Below are 16,600 nucleotides of genomic sequence, written 5' to 3' on the forward strand. Positions count from 1 at the left end.
CATGCGCCCCCTGATGCTCGACTTTCAGCCGCGCCGCCGTGCAGGTCCCCTGGGCTGGAGCCTGCTGGCCGGTGGCGTGGTGCTGACACTGACTTGCGCTCTGGTGCAGCAGCACCTGAGCAACGAGGCCGAACAACAGCAGGGCCACCTGCAAACTACCCAGCGGGTGCTCACCGGCGACAACGGCAGCAAGCCCGGCCTGACCCCGGCGGAAACTCGCGAGCAGGCGCAGAACCTGGCCGAAATGCGCAAGGTCTCCCAGCAGTTGCGCCGGCCTTGGGAACGTCTGTTCGCCACGCTGGAAGCCATGCCGCGGGACAACATTGCCCTGCTGACCCTGACCCCGGACGCCCGTAAAGGCCAGGTCCGGATCAGCGCCGAGGCGATGGACCTGGATGCCATGCTCGATTTCCACCGCCGCCTCGAAGCCAGCGACGAACTGTCTGACGTGTCGCTGCTGAGCCACGAAATTGTCGCCAACGTGCCGGAACACCCGGTGCAGTTCAACCTGTCGGCTACCTGGGAGATCGGCGATGCAAATCCATAAATTGATCGTCCACGAATACCTGCAAGGCCTGGGGGCTCCGGGGCTGGCAGGGTTGGCCATGCTGGTGCTGGCGCTGAGCTATGGCCTGGCCGGATTGCTGCCGGACTGGCAGTCGCTGCAAAGCCTCAGCCAGCAGACCCGCGAAGCCACCGAGTACCTGGCCAGGGTCGAAGACGGCACAGTGGCTGCACCGGTGGTGCCGCAACGCCAGCTCGACGATTTTCGCAGCAAGTTGCCGTCCCAGTCCCAGGCCACCGTGGCCATCGACAAGATCTACGCCCTGGCCGCCCAGGAGCGCATCACCTTGTCCCGGGGGGAATACTCCCTGGGCGTGGACCCCAAGACGCACCTGGCCCGTTATCAGATTCTGCTGCCGGTACGTGGCAGCTATCCGCAACTGCGGCGTTTCCTGCACGCCTTGCTCGGCCAGTTGCCGGCGGTGGTGCTCGAGGATGTGGAGCTTCAGCGCAAGAATATCGCCGATACCGACCTGACCGGGCGGATCCGCATGACCCTTTATCTGTCGAGGTCATGATGAATACCAAACGAGTGGCGGGCTGGGTGGCGTTCTTCGGTGTAGCGGCAGCGCTCGCCTGGTTCCCCGAGTACTTCAAGCAGGCTGACGACAGCGACCCTGCGGTGGCCGCCGTGGCCACGTCAGCCAAAGGCAAGGCCCCGGGCGCAGCGGCGGCTGCATCGAGCGCCGCGGCGGTAGTGCCGATCAAGGACCTGAGCCCTGCAGGCGACCTGTTCGCCGCCCGCAGCTGGAATGCGGAGCCGGTCCTCGGCACCGTCATTGAACAACCGGTAGTCGTGACTCCAGAGGTGCAGGTCCCCACTGCACCGCCGTTGCCCTTCCAGTTTGTCGGCAGGCTGGGTGACCGTTCCGATCTGCAGGTGTTCTTGCAGAGCGGCGAAAAAATATACGTCGTGCGCAAAGGGGATGTCATCGACGAAACCTGGCGGCTCGAGCGCATTTCCGATAAGGAACTGAGCCTGGTCTACCTGCCTTTGCGTTTGGCTCAGACTCTGTCTGTGGGGAGTACGGAATGAACAAATCCCGTTTGCTGATGAGCCTTTGTCTCTGCGCAGGGCTGGCTGCATGCAGTTCGGCGCAGATCGCCAAGGACGAAGCTTCCGCCCTGATGGAATCAGGCCAGTACGAAGCCGGTCTGGCTCGCATCGAACAGGGATTGCGCGAGAACCCTCGCGATACCGATCTGCACATAGCACTCAATAGCGGCCGGGCCCGCGCCGTGACGGCACTGCTGACCCAGGCCGACATGGACCGCGCCCAGCGTAATTTCGCCGGGGCCCGCATGGGCTACAGCCGGGTCCTGAGCATCGAGCCGAACAACCGTCGTGCCCAGGACTCCCTGCGTCAACTCGACTACCTGCGCAGCATGGACGAGAAACTCGAAATGGCCCGTGGCGACCTGCGTCGCGGTGACATCTACGGTGCCGACCGCCAGGTCAAGCAGATTCTCGAACTGGACCCGCAGAACGAGGGTGCCCGGGAACTGCAAGACAGCATCCGCCTGGTGCAGAGCCGCAACGTGGTGCAGTACCCGCAGCTGCGCACGCGCCTGGACCGGCCGGTGACCCTGGAGTTTCGCGACGCCAACCTCAAGACCATTTTCGAAGTGCTGTCCCAGGTCGCCGGCCTGAATTTCATCTTCGACAAGGACCTGCGCCCGGACATGAAAGCCACGATCTTCGTACGTGATGTGCGCATCGAAGACGCCGTGGATTTGCTGCTGCAACAGAACCAGTTGCATCAGAAAGTGGTGAATGAAAACACCTTGCTGATCTACCCGGACTCGCCGCAGAAGCTCAAGGATTATCAGGAACTGGTGATGCGCACCTTCTACCTGACCAGCATCGATGCCAACACCGCGCTGAACATGATCAAGACCATGCTCAAGACCCGCGACGTGTTCGTCGATGAACGCCTCAATACCCTGACCATGCGCGACACGGGCGACGCCATCCGCATGGCGGAAAAACTGCTGCAATCGCAGGACCAGTCCAACCCCGAAGTGGTGCTGGAAGTGGAAGTGATGGAAGTGGCCCGTCAGCGCATTCTCGACCTCGGCCTGCAATGGCCCAACACCTTCGGTGTGATCAACAGCGACGGCTCGCCAGTGTCCATCCTTGACCAGCTCAAAGGCATCGACTCCAGCCGGATTTCCATCAGCCCGGCGCCGCAGGCCAAGATCAACGCCCAGGACAAGGACATCAATACCCTGGCCAGCCCGGTGATCCGGGTGAGCAACCGCGAACAGGCGCGCATCCACATCGGTCAGCGCGTGCCCATCATCAGCGCCACCTCGGTGCCTTCGACCCAGGGGCCGGTGATCACCGAAAGCGTGACTTACCTCGACGTCGGTCTGAAGCTTGAAGTGCAGCCCATCGTGCACCTGAACAACGAAGTGGCGATCAAGGTCGCGCTGGAAGTCAGTAACGCCACGCCGCTGGCGCCGACCGCTCAGGGCACCATTCCGGTCCAGGTCGATACCCGCAACGCCCAGACCACCTTGCGTCTGCATGATGGCGAAACCCAGATCCTCGCCGGTCTGGTGCGCAACGACCATGGCAGCAGCGGTAACAAGATCCCTGGCCTTGGCGACATTCCTGGCCTGGGCCGCCTGTTCGGCAGCAACAAAGACGACATCAGCAAATCCGAACTGGTGCTGTCGATCACCCCGCGGATCGTGCGCAACCTGCCATACCAGAGCCCGTCGGACATGGAATTCTCGACCGGCACCGAAACCAGCATGCACATCCAGGCCCCTGACCGTTCGATGAGCACGACGGTTCAGACCGGCCCCATGAGCGCACCGATCGCCACCACGGTTACTGTCGGGAAGCCTTGATCATGAGCGCCTCGCAACGCGGTTTTACCCTGGTCGAAGTCGTGGTGACGCTGGCCCTGGTCGGCCTGTTGGCCGGCATGGCCGCACCGCTGACCGAGACGGTGGTGCGCCGTGGCAAAGAGCAGGAACTGCGAACCGCGCTGTACCAGATCCGCGATGGCATCGACGCCTACAAACGCGCCTTCGACGCCGGCTACATCGAGAAATCGCTCGACAGCAACGGCTACCCGCCGAACCTGAAAGTGCTGGTCGAGGGTGTACGTGACGTGCGCAGCGCCAAGGGGGCCAAGTTCTACTTCCTGCGGCGCATCCCCCGTGATCCCCTGGCCACCGTCAAGCGTGACGACGAGGGCGGCTGGGGCCTGCGTGCCTATGACAGTTCGGCTGAGAACCCGCGCGAGGGCCAGGACGTCTTTGACGTTTACTCCAAGGCCCGGGGCAAAGGTCTCAACGGTATCGCCTATCGTGAGTGGTGAGCATATGCGTCGGCAAAAGGGTTTTACCCTGTTGGAACTGATGGTGGTCATGGCAATCATCGCGACCCTGATGACGATCGCCATGCCACGCTACTTCACCAGCCTGGAAGCCTCGAAAGAGACCACCCTGCGCCAGAGCCTGTCGTCCATGCGCGAGGCGCTGGATCATTACTACGGCGACACCGGGCGTTATCCCGACTCCATCGAACAACTGGTCGAACTGCGCTACCTGCGTAACCAGCCGCTGGACCCGATTGCCGAGCGCAAGGACACCTGGGTCGTGGTCGCGCCACCGGATGGCGTGGCGGGCGGGGTGGCCGATATCAAGAGTGGCGCCAGCGGGAGGGCGCGTGATGGCAGCCTTTATTCCGAGTGGTAAGCCTTCGGGTCAGGACGGCTTCACCTACCTGGGTGTGCTGTTTCTGATTGTCGTGATCGGCATGGGCCTGGCCAGTGCCGGCGAGTTGTGGGCCACCGCTTCACGCCGGGATCGCGAACACCAGTTGCTCTGGGTCGGTACGCAGTATGCCCAGGCGCTGCGCAGCTATTACCGCAGTTCGCCCGGCGTCGCCATGTACCCGAAAGAGCTCGCGGACCTGTTGCAGGACGAGCGCTTCCCGTCGGCCAGGCACCATATCCGCCAGTTGTACCCGGAGCCGATGACGGGGGGCGAATGGGAGCTGATGCGCGGTATCGACGGACGGATCAGCGGTGTGTACTGCCCGTCCGAGCAGAAGCCGCTCAAACAAGAGAACTTTCCCAGCGAGTGGTCGGACTTCAAAGGCATGGCCAGCTACAAGGATTGGCAGTTCGTGGCCGAGAAAGTTGTCCTCGATGGCACCGAGGGGCTGCCCAAAGAACAGTCCACCGCGCCCCAGGCATTGCAGCCTTGAACCTCGGGAGCGGGTTTTAACAGCCAGCACATTTGCGCCAAATGTACCTGGTCCAATTGTGGGAGCGGGCTTGCTCGCGAAGGCGGCCTGACAGCCGACCTGTCTTTTGTTGACTGTGTACATATCCGTTTTTTTGGTAACGGCGGCTTATGGTTTCGCCCTTACGGCGAGTCCCTTTTGGCAAACGCCCCAAAAGGAACCAAAAGGTCTCGCCCCTTACGTACGGCCCCTCGCTTAGGCTCGGGGTTCCTTCGCTCCGGCCTTCATCCGGGGGCATCGCCTCCGGTCGGCTTCGCTTCGACCTCCTCTCGATGTGTTCGACTGCGTCGAACGGCGCTGCGCGCCTACCCCCGGATGAACGCCTCCACTCAGCCTTCCGAGGGGGCGGGTGGAGCAAGATCAAAAGCTGCAGGCGAGCTAACGCTCGGCCTGTTGATTGGTGAAGAGCGAAGGTGTACGCCGCTCTGCTTTTGCTCTTCTGTGGGAGCGAGCTTGCTCGCGAAGGCGACCTGCCAGCCAACCAATTTCTTTCGAATGTACCCAGCCCAACTGTGGGAGCGAGTCTGCTCGCGAAGACGGCCTTGCAGCCAACGAAAATCCTCTGCCTCACACCAGCAAAATGGCCAGAAATTATGGATGTCAGGCAAGGCTGTAGGATCAGGAGTGAGGCTACACCGCCTTGCGTCGTTGCCTACAACTACGCCAGAATCCGCCGGCTTGTGGGCCTTGGACCCTGACTCTATCGTTGTCGGGTCGCTGCAAATTCAGCGACCGGATTTAGCGATCCGAACAGATACAGGGACACCAGCACTCCAGTCTTGATTGCATTCGTTTCTATGCCTGCAATTTGATTATGGCGGCTGTGCGTCGGAGACCTTCGGGTCTGCCGGGTTTGCCTGTAACCGGTTCGCTAACCTTCGTACAGTCGCCACCCTTACTTGTTTAGCGACAGGTCTTGGTGGTTCCAGTTTCTACAGGAGCTCCACCATGTTCAAACCCACACCCAATCCCCCCGAATCAGAAGCCGATACCACCCGGAGTGCATTAACTCTCCACCTCAAACCCGCCATCCTCAAAAACAACGCGCCCCACAACCCCAGCACAATGTTCATCATCGCGCCAAACATCGACACCGAAAGCCTGTTGGCCCACGCCTGCGAATCGCTGGCCTCGGCGAGCGTCATGGCCAGTGATTTCGCCACGTTTCTGGACGGCCCTCAGCGCAGCATGTTGCTGGGGATCCAGCAGGTGATCATGCTGGCGGACCTGGCGGTCAACCGTGCACTGGATAACGTTGCCCCATTGGACTAGTCACTGAACCTTTGTGGCGAGGGGGCTTGTCGGACCGCCGCACCGCCCCGTTGGGCTGCGCTGCGGCCCCAAAATCAGGCAATGGGTTTTTCAGGCTGACCGCGCTGTATGGATTTGCGACTGCTGCGCAGCCGAAAGGGGGCGAGCCCCTCGCCACAGGGGTTGTGTTCGCTTGTATGCATCAGGCGCTTTCCAGCATCTTGATCAATTCCTCAGGCCACACTGTTTCTCGGGTCTCTCGCAGTTCGGCTACGGACCACCACTTATGGTCCGCCATTACCCGGGCTTCGTGAGCCGTCCATCCCTCACGGGACAGGCGTTCACTGTCGGTATGAACCACAAAATACCGCTCAACCGACAGCACCGTTTCGCCGCTTGGCAGCATCATCGGAAAACTGCGCTCTGCAACGCAGGCTCCCACGGCAGCGATATTCAGCCCGGTTTCTTCAAACAGTTCACGAACCGCCGCAGCCTCAAAGGATTCACCCGGCTCAAGCCCGCCACCGGGTGTCGCCCAGTGGCTTTGGCCGTCGAGGGCATCGCCTTTGTGCTGGAAGTGAAACAGCAGAACCTGTTGCGAGGGATTGATCACCAGCAGTCTGGCGGAATTACGTTGGCGCATTTTTTTCTTTCCATAGAGTGCCGCGAACCGCAGCTTTCACTGCGGCTTGCGACGGTAAAGCTCATGTCGGCGTTATTAGACCGAAAGGGTTAAGCCACCACCCGATAACACGGCACATACGCCGCGCCGCCCGGCAGTTTCATGCGGTGCTGGGCGACGAAGGCTTTGAGCAGCAGGTCCAGCGGTTGCATGATCGCCGCGTCGCCACGGATCTGGTAGGGCCCGTGCTCTTCGATCAGGCGGATGCCCTTGTCCTTGACGTTGCCGGCGACGATGCCGGAGAACGCGCGGCGCAGGTTGGCCGCCAGTTCGTGGGAGGGCAGGTCGAGGCTCAGTTTCAGGTTGGCCATGTTTTCGTGGGTCGGGTCGAACGGGCGCTGGAAGCCTTCGTCGATTTTCAGCAGCCAGTTGAAGTGGAACGCATCGTTGCGCTCGCGGCGGAACTGCTTGACCGCCTTGAGGCCCTGGGTCATCTGGCGAGCCACTTCGGCCGGGTTATCGATGATGATCTGGTAGTGCTGCTTGGCGGCGTCGCCCAGGGTGGCGCCTACGAACGCGTCCAGTTGCTCCAGGTACGGCGCGGCATGTTTGGGCCCGGTGAGGACGACCGGGAAGGGCAGGCCTGCGTTGTCCGGGTGCATCAGGATGCCCAGCAGGTACAGGAATTCTTCGGCCGTACCGGCGCCGCCCGGGAAGATGATGATGCCGTGACCGACGCGGACGAAGGCTTCCAGGCGTTTTTCGATGTCCGGCAGGATCACCAGTTCGTTGACGATCGGGTTCGGCGCTTCGGCGGCGATGATGCCGGGTTCGGTCAGGCCCAGGTAGCGACCGCCGTGGATGCGTTGCTTGGCGTGGGCGATGGTCGCGCCCTTCATCGGGCCTTTCATCACGCCGGGGCCGCATCCGGTGCAGATGTCCAGGCTGCGCAAGCCCAGTTCGTGGCCGACTTTCTTGGTGTATTTGTACTCTTCGGTGTTGATCGAGTGCCCGCCCCAGCACACCACGATCTTCGGCTCGACGCCGGGGCGCAGGGTGCGGGCGTTGCGCAGCAGGTGGAAGACGTAGTCGCTGATGCCCTGGGAGTTGCTCAGGTCGATGCGCTGGCTGTCGAGTTCGTTTTCGGTGTAGACGATGTCACGCAGGGCGCTGAAGAGCATTTCCCGGGTGCTGGCGATCATTTCGCCGTCGACGAAGGCGTCGGCCGGAGCGTTCAGCAGTTCCAGGCGTACGCCGCGGTCCTGCTGGTGAATGCGGATCTCGAAATCCTTGTAGGCTTCCAGAATGGTCTTGGCGTTGTCGACATGGGCGCCGGTGTTGAGGATGGCCAGGGCGCACTGGCGGAAGAGGCTGTAGATACTGCCGGAACCGGCTTCGCTCAATTGCTGGACTTCCCGTTGCGAGAGCGTTTCCAGGCTGCCTTTGGGACTGACGGAGGCGTTGATAACTTGGCGTTGGGTCATTCAATGATCCTTAAAACGATGTCATTCACACAGCAACTACGAATGGCATCCGAATGATGTGTATTCATGAAAGAAGATGGCACGAACTGCGCGGTCTCGCCATGTCCCCCGATTGACGATGAAAAGATGAAAAGGAGCTCCAGCATAGCTAAATCCCTCGCAGAGGCGATAATGGCCCGCTGACTTTTTGCCTCAGACCCCTTTTTACCCTTTCAGCTCAGGAAAAACCGACGCAATGTTCGAAATCCAGCCGATGAACGCTGACACCTACCGGCAACAGACGCGGCGCAGTACGGTCATCATTGCCCTGATCTTCCTGGCGCTGGCGATGCTGCTGTCCACGGCGGCGGTGGCGCTGTTCGGCACGCCCGGGGGCGACAATCTGCGTTTCAACGTCGGTGGCGTGTTTGTTGCCGTGCTGGCGATGGTCGTGCTGATGCGCAAGGTGTTCTGGCGCCAGGCGTGGATGGCGCCTGCGGTCTACAGTTGGCAGCTCAAGCGCAGCCTGATGAGCATCACCAATGTCATGCATCATGTAACGGCGGCCGTGGAACGGGGTGATCCGGTTGCGATGAAGCTGTTGCGTTTCTACCATTTGGGCTTGAACCAGATGCATCAACTCGATGGAAACTCCAGTGACCATGGCCAGTTGATCCGCGAAATGGACCAGCACAAGGAACGGATGCAAGCGCAGGGCATCGAAATCCAACAGACACGGCTGGATCCGGCGTGGCTGGAGGCGGTCAAGCAGGCGCCGCGCTAACATCATTGCGAGCCCGGCTCGGGCATAGTGAGCAAAAACGGCGATCAGGAAGGTTCGTCCGTCATCGACACAGGGAGCACCATGGGACATCCATTGATCAACGATCAAATTCAAATGCTTCGGTCAGCCGTGCCAAGGCTCAAGGTCCGCTCGGCGGTGACCTTGCTGATGGCGGTGTGCCTGTCGATGGTGGCTATCGTGATCTGGGAAGCCTGGAGCTCACGCCAGTACCACCTGCATGACAAGGAAGTGGTGATGTCCAACCTTGCGCAGACGCTGGCTTCGCAAGCACAGGCAACGATCAAGCAGGCCGATACGCTGCTGTTCACGTTGGTCGATCGTCTGGAACACGACGGCGTGGATCAATCCCGGCTGCCGGCATTGCTCAATGCCCAGCGCAGTGAGTTGAGCCAGCTCCATGGCTTGTTCGTTTTCGACGAAAAAGGGCAGTGGCTCGCCAATTCCAATGGCGCCGGCCAAACCGGCGTCAACAATTCCGACCGCGAATACTTCATCTTCCATCGCGACAACCCCAGCCGAGGGCCGCACATCGGGCCGTCGATCAAGAGCCGTTCGAGCGGCGAGTGGATCATGACGGTTTCACGTCGGCTCAATCATCCCGACGGCAGTTTTGCCGGCGTGGCACTGGCGACGATCTACCTCAGTCATTTCCTGCAGCTCTACGACAGCATCGACATGGGCAGCAACGGCGTGATCACCCTGATCGCCGACAACGCCAGCATTGTCATTCGCCGACCCTTCAAGGAGTCGGATATCGGCAGCAGTCTCGCCAAGAGCCCGTTGTTCACCCGGTTGTTGCCAAAGGCCGATGCGGGCACGGCCACGATCACGTCGGTCGTCGACGGTGTCGAGCGGGTGACGGGGTACCGCCGGGTCGAGGGTTATCCGCTGATCGTGTTTGCCGCGCTGAACAAGGATGAAGTGCTGGCCAGTTGGCGCAAGGAAACGCTGCTCAGCGCCGGCATCGTCACGCTTTTGCTTGGTGTTCTCGGGGTATTGGGGGTCCGGCTGATCAAACTGATGAAGCAGCAGAACCTGGCGCAGGTCGAGTTGCTGGACACCCAGGACAAGCTCCTGGAGGTCAATCGCAACCTCGAAGGCCTGGCCCTCAAGGATGCGCTGACGGGGCTGGCCAACCGGCGTCAGCTCGACGCTTTCATCGATGCCGAAATGGGCCGTGCCCGGCGTAGCCAGAGCGAGTTGGCGCTGCTGATGATCGATGTCGATCATTTCAAACCGTTCAATGACCGCTACGGTCACCTGGCCGGTGATGAGTGTTTGCGCAAGGTCGGTGCGATCATCACCGACAACATCAAGCGCCCCGGTGATCTGGCCGCCCGTTATGGTGGCGAGGAGTTTGCAGTGGTGCTGCCCGGCAACGACTACGTGGGGGCATTCCTGGTGGCGGAGAAAATCCGTCGCGCGGTGCTACAGGCCGCAATTGCCCACAGCGACAGCCCGGAAGGCGCCGTCACCGTCAGCGTTGGCGTGTGTGCGAGCAATGGTGCGTCCCAGGTTCGCTCCGAAGACCTGATCGGTGCGGCGGACAAGGCGCTGTACGTGGCCAAGGCCAGTGGGCGCAATATGAGTGTGATTGCCAACTGAGGCTCAGGCGTCAGGCAAACCGGTCCGTTCCCTGTGTAGGAGCTGCCGCAGGCTGCGATCTTTTGATCCTGGTTTCAGGTGGCCCGCCGCAATCGCCACTGCCTGATCAATCGAAGATAGACCAACACATTGATCACCAACACCACGCTACCCAAACCCAGTTGAATGGTCGGCGTAAGGCCCGCCGGGTAAATCACCGGCCAAATGTAATGCTCGATGAACCCACCGCCATAGCCAGTTTGCCCGGCTCCATGGCGCATGTGGTTTTCCCAGTCGGTCAGCGGGCAGGGCAGGTGGAAGAACTCCACCGCCATCCCCCACAGCGCAGCGGGCGGATGCCACCAGATCAGGTGGCGCCATTTGAGTATCAGCAGCCCGCCGAACACGACAAACACAATGAACGACAGGTGAAACAGCATCAGCCCGTCGGCGGCGATTCGGTACAGCATGTCGGTGCCCCTGAAGGCTGATCGAATCGCTCCATGGTACTCGGGCCGCAGGCCGACGCTCTATCGATTGTCGCGGCCCAATGCGCTGAGCACACCCTTTAAACGCTCGGTCATCGATTCACTGCTGCGTTGCATCGGCGCGCGCAGTTCGTCACCGATCAAGCCTTGCAGGGCCAGCGCGGTTTTCACCGGGGCCGGGTTGGGCTCCAGGAACAGGCTGTTGATCAGTGGCAGCAATCGGAAAAACGTGGCGCGGCCTTCAGCCAATTGGTTGTCGCGGATCTGCCGGTGCAACTGCACGAACAGTTCCGGATGGATATGCGCCGACGCGGCAATCGCGCCTTTGGCGCCCAGGCACAGGGCATTGAAGATCTGGTTGTCTTCGCCACACAGCACGTCGACATGGCCGCTATCGAGCAAGGCGAGGGTGTTGGAAAAGTTACCGCCGCAATCCTTGATCGCGACGATCCGCTCGTGGGCGACGATGTTGAGCAGGGTCGACTGTTCGAAGGCCACGCCGGTTCGGTAGGGGATGTCGTAGAGAATCAGTGGCACGCTGGAGGCATCGGCGACCGTGCGGAAAAACACTTCGAGGCCGGCCTGGGACGGGCGGATGTAATACGGCGCCGGCACCAGCAGGCCCGCCACCGGGCGCTTGAGGATCTCGCTCTGGAACTGCAACAACTCGGTCAGGTTGTTGCCGGCCAGGCCCATGACCACCCGTTGCGCCGGCACCAGCTCCAGCACCGCATCCAGCACTGCCAGTTGCTCATGTTTGCCCATCGCCGCCGGCTCGCCGGTGGTGCCGCAAACGACGAGGCCGTCGACACCTTTTTCCAGCAGGTGGCTGACCAGCCGGCGCAAGCCGACGAAATCGATGGCGCCGTTGTGGAAAGGTGTGACCAGTGGAACCCAGATACCCTGAAACGCTGACATGCTTTTTTCTCCTGATGGTTGACCGATTTCGTCACCGTCAGGGGCATGGAAGGAGAGTAAGCAAGGGGAGTGTGGTCCGTCGCGCTCAATGTCCTGTCAGCTCATCTGACGGGACAGCGCGCCCCGGTCACATGAGCGACTGTTTCTTCGATTTGAGGGCGTGCGCAACGCAACCTTGCGCCTTGGCAATCAAGCCAATGACGGAAGTGTTGAGGTTGAAGGTTGCGGACATACTTGCTTACACCCTGAGTGAGGCGCCCAGTTTTAAAAGCCGGCGCGCCTTTTGTCAATCACGAAAATCAGCGAACTCGGCGCGCATCCGGCCATTGTGCTTGGCCTTGTAGAGCTGATGATCGACCTGCTCGATGAATTCCAGGGCCGTGGCATGCATCGATGCCAGGGTGGTGCCGACGCCGAGGCTGATACTCAACAGCTTCGACACGTTCGAGAATTCATGGGGGATCTGCTGCTGGCGAATCAGGTGCAGGCACTTGTGCGCCACCAGCCGTGCGGATTCGGCATCGGTTTCCGGCAGCAGCCAGACAAACTCTTCACCGCCGATCCGGGCGATGAAATCCCGTGGCCGGTTCGCCGCCAGGGACAAGGTTTGCGCGACGCGGCGCAGGCATTCGTCGCCCTTGATGTGGCCGTAATGGTCGTTGTACTGCTTGAAGTAGTCGATATCCAGCACGATCACCGATAACGGCAACGCGGTGCGCTGGGCCGTGTTCCACTCGCGTTCCAGCACGGTGTCGAACATGCGGCGGTTAGCGATACCGGTCAGGCCGTCCTGGAAGGAATACTCTTCCAGTTGTTTTTGCAGGCGGATCAGGTGTTCTTCGGTTTTCTTGCGCTCGCTGATATCGAACATGAACCCCACCAGCGCCTCGACTTCGCCGTCCTTGCGCACCACGTGCACCACATCGCGGATCCACACGTACTCGCCGCTTTCGGTCAGTGCGCGATAGTCGGCCTCGTGATCGATGCCGGCCCGCGATTGCGAGACACAGAAGTCCATCACGTAGTCGCGGTCATCCGGGTGCATGCGCTCGACCCAGTCATTGACCGAGGCCCAGCTGTGCTGCTTCCAGCCCAGCAATTCTTCGATCTGTGGCCCGATGTAGCTGAAGGTCATGGTTTTCCAGTCGATGCGCCAGGGAATGGCTTTGGTCGACTCAAGCAGGGTTTTGTAAACGTCGCGGTCGGTTTCGACTGAACTCATGAAGGGCCTGCCTCGATGAAAAATGCAGGGCCATCATGTTGTTAGCACTTTGGCGAATCAAGCGGGCAGCCGATGAATGGCACGCGGGCGTCTCAGTGAGCAAGATTGTTCAAGCCATTGGCCGCCACAGCTGGCAAAGTCTCAGGTCTTTCCCTGTCTGTAGAACGTCATGCCCAACTCACTCATGCCGCGCAGCGCCTTTCTGCGCGGGGCTGCGGCGATCATGCCGCTGTCCCTGGCCACCGCGCCCTGGGGCTTGCTGGCCGGTTCCATGGCCATCGAAGCCAACCTCACGCCCCTGCAAGGCCAGGGCCTGTCGAGCATTGTGTTTGCCGGTGCGGCGCAACTGGTGGCCATCGGCATGCTCAAGGGCGGTGCCGGGATCTTTTCGATCTTGCTCACCACCTTGCTGCTGACCTCCCAGCATTTGCTTTACGGGATGAGCATGCGCTCGGTGATTTCGCCATTGCCGGGGCGCTGGCGTGCGGGCCTGGGGTTTTTGCTCACTGACGAGCTGTTCGCCCTGACCAGCCAGCACGACAAGCAGCAATTCAACCGCTGGTACGCCCTGGGCGTGGGCCTGACGTTCTACATCGCCTGGAACCTCTTCACCCTGGCGGGCATTGTGCTCGGCAGCAGCATTCCGGGCCTTGAACACCTGGGCCTGGATTTCTCCATCGCGGCCACCTTCATTGCCCTGATCACCCCGGTGGTACGCAACGTGCCGACCGTGGTGTGCGTGGCGGTGTCGCTGTTTTGCTCGGTGCTGTTCAGCTACTGGCAATGGGGTTCAGCGCTAGTGCTGTCGGGGCTGGCGGGGATGACCGCCGGGTTTGTCTGCAATAAATTCTACGGTGGACGCACATGATGGTCTGGGCTGTGATTGTCGGAATGGGCGTATTGGTGTTCCTCAACCGCTACGTTTTTCTCGAACCGCGCCTGCCGGTGCGCCTGAGCAGCAATGCCCGGCAATTCCTCGGGTTTGCCGTACCGGGCATGTTGACGGCTATCTGTGGGCCGATTGTGTTCATGCCGGAAAAACAGCTGAATCTACACTGGGACAACCCCTATCTGATCAGCTCGCTGGTGGCGGTGGGGCTGGTGCTTTACACGCGCAATACATTGCTCAGCATGCTGTTGAGCATGGGCTTTTTCTTTTTGCTGCGCTGGTGGCTCTGAGCGGAGCAGGGGAACTGATCTAAGCTTTAAGTGGAAGACCGATCCCTTCGGGAAGTGAGGTGAACATGGCCAATGAACCCAAGCGTCCGGACCCGGAAGAAGACGTGGACGAACCCACGGAAGAAGAGATTGAGCAGCAGAAGCGGTCGATGCCGGACTGGAAGCATCCTGACGACGGTAAGGAACTGTCAGAGCCTGACCGCAAGTTCTGATCACCCCAAACGACAAAGCCCCGCCATTGTAGGAGCGAGCTTGCTCCGGGCGGCGATCCGACGATGGTCGTTAACGATAACGCGTGTTTACTGGCTGAACGCGGCGCTCTTGAGTCCATCGCGAGCAAGCTCGCTCCTACAATTTCCTTAACTGAGCAGCATTACGCCATTGAGTGGGGCTCTGTCGTTATTGATAAGTTCATGGCACTTGTTCAATTAACGCGGCGCCCTGGTTCCTGACATTGCCAACGGCCTTGTCCACCTTGTACCACTCAAATGCATCACTGATCTCGCCCTGGGATAACGCCATTTCCTCGGCTCTTTCCTTGGGCGTGGCCGGGTCCAGCCATTCCCGTGCCAGCTCGGGCGAGAACACCACCGGCCGCCGGTCATGCACGTCAAGCAGGCCGCCTGCGCTGTCCGCCGTGAGGATGACGAAACCGTCGTGTTCCCTGTGCGGGGCTCCGCCGATGGGGTACTGGCCGATGGCCGCGCAGAAAGCCGGCGTCCGGTCCCGTCGCCGGATCAACCAGGGTTGTTTGTTGCCGTCACCGGCATCCACCCATTCAAACCAGTTATCGATCGGACAGCGCGCGCGATGCGGCCAGATGGCCCGGAAGTACGGGCCGTGGGCGACTTTCTCGACCCGGGCATTGATCGGCTCCGTGCGATCCGTTGCCCAGTGCGGCCGCCAACCCCAGCGCACGGCGTCGGCGTGCAGCCGCTCGTTCTCCAGGTGCAACAGGGCAAGTTGCGTGGTGGGCGCGGCGTTATAGTGCGCCAGGGGTTCGTTGCCGACGTGATTGACCAGCGCGTCGGGGATGCTCAGCACCGCCACGAAGTCGTGAATCCCGCGGTATTGCGACAGTCGTCCGCACATGGCCTGACACTCTGGTTGAGCGTTTTTTCAGTTTAGTAGCTGGCGACGAAACAGGCTTGGCAAGCGCCGGAACCAAACCCTGTGTACCTTATCCAACCTCGGCCCGGCGTCCCGGGCGAAGGATTCCTGCCAACTTGTATTTCAATCGTGATGGTCTGGCCCAAGGCAAAAGATGAAACAGTGGTTCAAGTGTTTAACGGTGTGCGCCCTGGCAGTTGGCTTGCTGGGTTGCATCGCCGCACCCATTGCAATGACGCCGCAGACCGAAAAGCGTTTGCAGGCGCAACCGCCCATCCGTTTTCTGCTGACGTTCGATGACGGTCCCAGTGCATCGAGCTGGTGGAATCCGACCATCACGGTGCTTGAGAGCCTGGCGCAAAACCCGCTGCAGCCGGGGATCAAAGCCGTGTTCTTCGTGCAAACCCGCGCGCCGCGCGCCGGTGGCAGCGAATTGGGCCGGGACATCATGCGGCGCGAACACGCCGAAGGTCACATTCTGGGCTTCCACACGGCAACGCCCTGGCACACCAATCATCGCTCGCTGGAGCCGCAAGAACTGGAGCAGGCCCTGACCGATGGCAGCGCCGACATCGCGGCGATCACCGGTGCCCCCCCAACCCTGCTGCGCCCGCCATTCTGGAACTACGACAAGCGCACCTTCGCCGCTTATCAACAGCATGGCCTGCACGTGCTGCTCACGGACTTGAGCGCCAATGACGGTAAGATCTGGGGCTTCAACGCCAGCCCCCGGCGCCGTTCGCACATGCTGCGCTCGATGTCTGAAGTGCGCGAACGCATCGCTCGTGGCGAATTGCCGGTGGTCGACGGGGTGATACCGATCGTGGTGACGTTTCACGACCTCAACCGCTATACCGCCCGGCATACCCGTGAATACCTGCAGATTCTGCTCGACAGCGCCCGGGAGACCGGCGTGAAAACCGCGGACAAGCCGTTTTACGACGAACAGGCTGCGCTACAGCGGGCGGCCATGGCTCGAACCGTGCGCGATGGCTCGCAGCCGGTCGAGTTGCCGGGGTTCTGGAACTGGATCTGGGGTGGTAATTCTCACTGAGTTGTCGGAAATGCGAGGGGCATAACAAAATTGACGGCAATTTACTGGCGCAGAATCGGCAAAGTGTAACTAT

Annotated in this window: 20 protein-coding genes; 14 read left to right on the forward strand and 6 right to left on the reverse strand. The window is 60.9% G+C overall.

The window, feature by feature from the left end; all coding sequences use genetic code 11:
• The first annotated feature begins 1 nt into the window (after position 1).
• The 8 genes from KSS91_RS10505 (at position 2) to KSS91_RS10540 (ending at position 6,103) form a co-directional block, all read left to right on the forward strand.
• Positions 2–547, forward strand: a complete 546-nt coding sequence (locus tag KSS91_RS10505) for a PilN domain-containing protein (RefSeq protein WP_007977236.1) — start codon at positions 2–4, stop codon at positions 545–547.
• Positions 534–1,082: a GspMb/PilO family protein gene (locus KSS91_RS10510; RefSeq protein ID WP_217837858.1), complete on the forward strand. Its 549-nt coding sequence runs from the start codon at positions 534–536 to the stop codon at positions 1,080–1,082. Before KSS91_RS10505 ends, KSS91_RS10510 begins: the two co-directional genes overlap by 14 nt.
• Entirely contained in the window at positions 1,082–1,600 is a 519-nt protein-coding gene (locus KSS91_RS10515) for a hypothetical protein (RefSeq protein ID WP_217837859.1), read from the forward strand. The genes KSS91_RS10510 and KSS91_RS10515 overlap by 1 nt, the downstream gene beginning before the upstream one ends.
• The gene (locus KSS91_RS10520; protein ID WP_217837860.1) at positions 1,597–3,423 is read left to right on the forward strand and encodes a secretin GspD/PilQ domain-containing protein; all 1,827 of its coding nucleotides are present in this window, start codon (positions 1,597–1,599) and stop codon (positions 3,421–3,423) included. Before KSS91_RS10515 ends, KSS91_RS10520 begins: the two co-directional genes overlap by 4 nt.
• 2 nt (positions 3,424–3,425) lie before the next feature.
• Positions 3,426–3,899 carry a type II secretion system protein gene (locus KSS91_RS10525; protein WP_015095747.1) on the forward strand — a complete coding sequence of 158 codons (474 nt, stop codon included), beginning with the start codon at positions 3,426–3,428 and terminating at the stop codon, positions 3,897–3,899.
• A gap of 4 nt (positions 3,900–3,903) precedes the next feature.
• Entirely contained in the window at positions 3,904–4,278 is a 375-nt protein-coding gene (locus KSS91_RS10530) for a type II secretion system protein (protein WP_015095746.1), read from the forward strand.
• Positions 4,253–4,792 carry a type II secretion system protein gene (locus KSS91_RS10535; protein ID WP_015095745.1) on the forward strand — a complete coding sequence of 180 codons (540 nt, stop codon included), beginning with the start codon at positions 4,253–4,255 and terminating at the stop codon, positions 4,790–4,792. The genes KSS91_RS10530 and KSS91_RS10535 overlap by 26 nt, the downstream gene beginning before the upstream one ends.
• A gap of 987 nt (positions 4,793–5,779) precedes the next feature.
• Positions 5,780–6,103 carry a DUF6124 family protein gene (locus KSS91_RS10540; RefSeq protein WP_217837861.1) on the forward strand — a complete coding sequence of 108 codons (324 nt, stop codon included), beginning with the start codon at positions 5,780–5,782 and terminating at the stop codon, positions 6,101–6,103.
• 181 nt (positions 6,104–6,284) lie between these two features.
• Here KSS91_RS10540 and KSS91_RS10545 read toward each other — a convergent pair whose 3' ends face one another.
• Positions 6,285–6,725 carry an NUDIX hydrolase gene (locus KSS91_RS10545; protein WP_217837862.1) on the reverse strand — a complete coding sequence of 147 codons (441 nt, stop codon included), beginning with the start codon at positions 6,723–6,725 and terminating at the stop codon, positions 6,285–6,287.
• 89 nt (positions 6,726–6,814) lie between these two features.
• The gene (ppnN, locus tag KSS91_RS10550) at positions 6,815–8,188 is read right to left on the reverse strand and encodes a nucleotide 5'-monophosphate nucleosidase PpnN (RefSeq protein WP_217837863.1); all 1,374 of its coding nucleotides are present in this window, start codon (positions 8,186–8,188) and stop codon (positions 6,815–6,817) included.
• Between the two features lie 235 nt (positions 8,189–8,423).
• Here ppnN and KSS91_RS10555 point away from each other — a divergent pair, with 235 nt between their 5' ends.
• Positions 8,424–8,951 carry a DUF3087 domain-containing protein gene (locus tag KSS91_RS10555; RefSeq protein ID WP_217837864.1) on the forward strand — a complete coding sequence of 176 codons (528 nt, stop codon included), beginning with the start codon at positions 8,424–8,426 and terminating at the stop codon, positions 8,949–8,951.
• Positions 8,952–9,032: 81 nt separating this feature from the next.
• Positions 9,033–10,577: a sensor domain-containing diguanylate cyclase gene (locus tag KSS91_RS10560; protein ID WP_217837865.1), complete on the forward strand. Its 1,545-nt coding sequence runs from the start codon at positions 9,033–9,035 to the stop codon at positions 10,575–10,577.
• Positions 10,578–10,651: 74 nt separating this feature from the next.
• On the opposite strand, the gene KSS91_RS10565 is transcribed toward KSS91_RS10560, so the two are convergent.
• The 3 genes from KSS91_RS10565 to KSS91_RS10575 form a co-directional block, all read right to left on the reverse strand.
• On the reverse strand, positions 10,652–11,026 hold the full coding sequence (locus tag KSS91_RS10565; RefSeq protein ID WP_217837866.1) for a DUF2784 domain-containing protein: 375 nt from the start codon (positions 11,024–11,026) through the stop codon (positions 10,652–10,654).
• Positions 11,027–11,086: 60 nt separating this feature from the next.
• On the reverse strand, positions 11,087–11,962 hold the full coding sequence (dapA, locus tag KSS91_RS10570) for a 4-hydroxy-tetrahydrodipicolinate synthase (RefSeq protein ID WP_217837867.1): 876 nt from the start codon (positions 11,960–11,962) through the stop codon (positions 11,087–11,089).
• A gap of 286 nt (positions 11,963–12,248) precedes the next feature.
• Positions 12,249–13,184, reverse strand: a complete 936-nt coding sequence (locus KSS91_RS10575; protein WP_217837868.1) for a sensor domain-containing diguanylate cyclase — start codon at positions 13,182–13,184, stop codon at positions 12,249–12,251.
• A gap of 169 nt (positions 13,185–13,353) precedes the next feature.
• Here KSS91_RS10575 and KSS91_RS10580 point away from each other — a divergent pair, with 169 nt between their 5' ends.
• From KSS91_RS10580 to KSS91_RS10590, 3 genes are all read left to right on the forward strand, one after another.
• Entirely contained in the window at positions 13,354–14,052 is a 699-nt protein-coding gene (locus KSS91_RS10580) for an AzlC family ABC transporter permease (protein ID WP_041474903.1), read from the forward strand.
• Positions 14,052–14,363 (forward strand): AzlD domain-containing protein, encoded by a 312-nt coding sequence (locus tag KSS91_RS10585; RefSeq protein WP_015095729.1) that lies wholly within the window; start codon positions 14,052–14,054, stop codon positions 14,361–14,363. The genes KSS91_RS10580 and KSS91_RS10585 overlap by 1 nt, the downstream gene beginning before the upstream one ends.
• A 65-nt stretch (positions 14,364–14,428) precedes the next feature.
• On the forward strand, positions 14,429–14,575 hold the full coding sequence (locus tag KSS91_RS10590) for a hypothetical protein (protein ID WP_167399513.1): 147 nt from the start codon (positions 14,429–14,431) through the stop codon (positions 14,573–14,575).
• A 199-nt stretch (positions 14,576–14,774) separates the two neighbouring features.
• On the opposite strand, the gene KSS91_RS10595 is transcribed toward KSS91_RS10590, so the two are convergent.
• Positions 14,775–15,455, reverse strand: a complete 681-nt coding sequence (locus KSS91_RS10595; protein WP_217837869.1) for an SOS response-associated peptidase family protein — start codon at positions 15,453–15,455, stop codon at positions 14,775–14,777.
• Positions 15,456–15,627: 172 nt separating this feature from the next.
• On the opposite strand from KSS91_RS10595, the gene KSS91_RS10600 reads away from it, so the two are divergent.
• Positions 15,628–16,527 (forward strand): polysaccharide deacetylase family protein, encoded by a 900-nt coding sequence (locus KSS91_RS10600; RefSeq protein WP_217837870.1) that lies wholly within the window; start codon positions 15,628–15,630, stop codon positions 16,525–16,527.
• Positions 16,528–16,600: the final 73 nt, after the last annotated feature.

Source organism: Pseudomonas azerbaijanorientalis, from assembly GCF_019139795.1.
In the GTDB taxonomy this organism is placed as follows: Bacteria; Pseudomonadota; Gammaproteobacteria; order Pseudomonadales; family Pseudomonadaceae; genus Aquipseudomonas; species Aquipseudomonas laurylsulfatiphila.

What these genes read in the sequence shown, in the direction of transcription:
- KSS91_RS10555 (WP_217837864.1), top strand. Translation starts at nt 8,424, where the DNA reads ATGTTCGAAATCCAGCCGATGAACGCTGACACCTACCGGCAACAGACG.
- KSS91_RS10515 (WP_217837859.1), top strand. Translation starts at nt 1,082, where the DNA reads ATGAATACCAAACGAGTGGCGGGCTGGGTGGCGTTCTTCGGTGTAGCG.
- KSS91_RS10600 (WP_217837870.1), top strand. Translation starts at nt 15,628, where the DNA reads ATGAAACAGTGGTTCAAGTGTTTAACGGTGTGCGCCCTGGCAGTTGGC.
- KSS91_RS10545 (WP_217837862.1), bottom strand. Translation starts at nt 6,725, where the DNA reads ATGCGCCAACGTAATTCCGCCAGACTGCTGGTGATCAATCCCTCGCAA.
- KSS91_RS10560 (WP_217837865.1), top strand. Translation starts at nt 9,033, where the DNA reads ATGGGACATCCATTGATCAACGATCAAATTCAAATGCTTCGGTCAGCC.
- KSS91_RS10505 (WP_007977236.1), top strand. Translation starts at nt 2, where the DNA reads ATGCGCCCCCTGATGCTCGACTTTCAGCCGCGCCGCCGTGCAGGTCCC.
- dapA (WP_217837867.1), bottom strand. Translation starts at nt 11,962, where the DNA reads ATGTCAGCGTTTCAGGGTATCTGGGTTCCACTGGTCACACCTTTCCAC.
- KSS91_RS10525 (WP_015095747.1), top strand. Translation starts at nt 3,426, where the DNA reads ATGAGCGCCTCGCAACGCGGTTTTACCCTGGTCGAAGTCGTGGTGACG.
- KSS91_RS10565 (WP_217837866.1), bottom strand. Translation starts at nt 11,026, where the DNA reads ATGCTGTACCGAATCGCCGCCGACGGGCTGATGCTGTTTCACCTGTCG.
- KSS91_RS10535 (WP_015095745.1), top strand. Translation starts at nt 4,253, where the DNA reads ATGGCAGCCTTTATTCCGAGTGGTAAGCCTTCGGGTCAGGACGGCTTC.
- KSS91_RS10520 (WP_217837860.1), top strand. Translation starts at nt 1,597, where the DNA reads ATGAACAAATCCCGTTTGCTGATGAGCCTTTGTCTCTGCGCAGGGCTG.
- KSS91_RS10530 (WP_015095746.1), top strand. Translation starts at nt 3,904, where the DNA reads ATGCGTCGGCAAAAGGGTTTTACCCTGTTGGAACTGATGGTGGTCATG.
- KSS91_RS10580 (WP_041474903.1), top strand. Translation starts at nt 13,354, where the DNA reads ATGCCCAACTCACTCATGCCGCGCAGCGCCTTTCTGCGCGGGGCTGCG.
- KSS91_RS10595 (WP_217837869.1), bottom strand. Translation starts at nt 15,455, where the DNA reads ATGTGCGGACGACTGTCGCAATACCGCGGGATTCACGACTTCGTGGCG.
- ppnN (WP_217837863.1), bottom strand. Translation starts at nt 8,188, where the DNA reads ATGACCCAACGCCAAGTTATCAACGCCTCCGTCAGTCCCAAAGGCAGC.
- KSS91_RS10575 (WP_217837868.1), bottom strand. Translation starts at nt 13,184, where the DNA reads ATGAGTTCAGTCGAAACCGACCGCGACGTTTACAAAACCCTGCTTGAG.
- KSS91_RS10510 (WP_217837858.1), top strand. Translation starts at nt 534, where the DNA reads ATGCAAATCCATAAATTGATCGTCCACGAATACCTGCAAGGCCTGGGG.
- KSS91_RS10585 (WP_015095729.1), top strand. Translation starts at nt 14,052, where the DNA reads ATGGTCTGGGCTGTGATTGTCGGAATGGGCGTATTGGTGTTCCTCAAC.
- KSS91_RS10540 (WP_217837861.1), top strand. Translation starts at nt 5,780, where the DNA reads ATGTTCAAACCCACACCCAATCCCCCCGAATCAGAAGCCGATACCACC.
- KSS91_RS10590 (WP_167399513.1), top strand. Translation starts at nt 14,429, where the DNA reads ATGGCCAATGAACCCAAGCGTCCGGACCCGGAAGAAGACGTGGACGAA.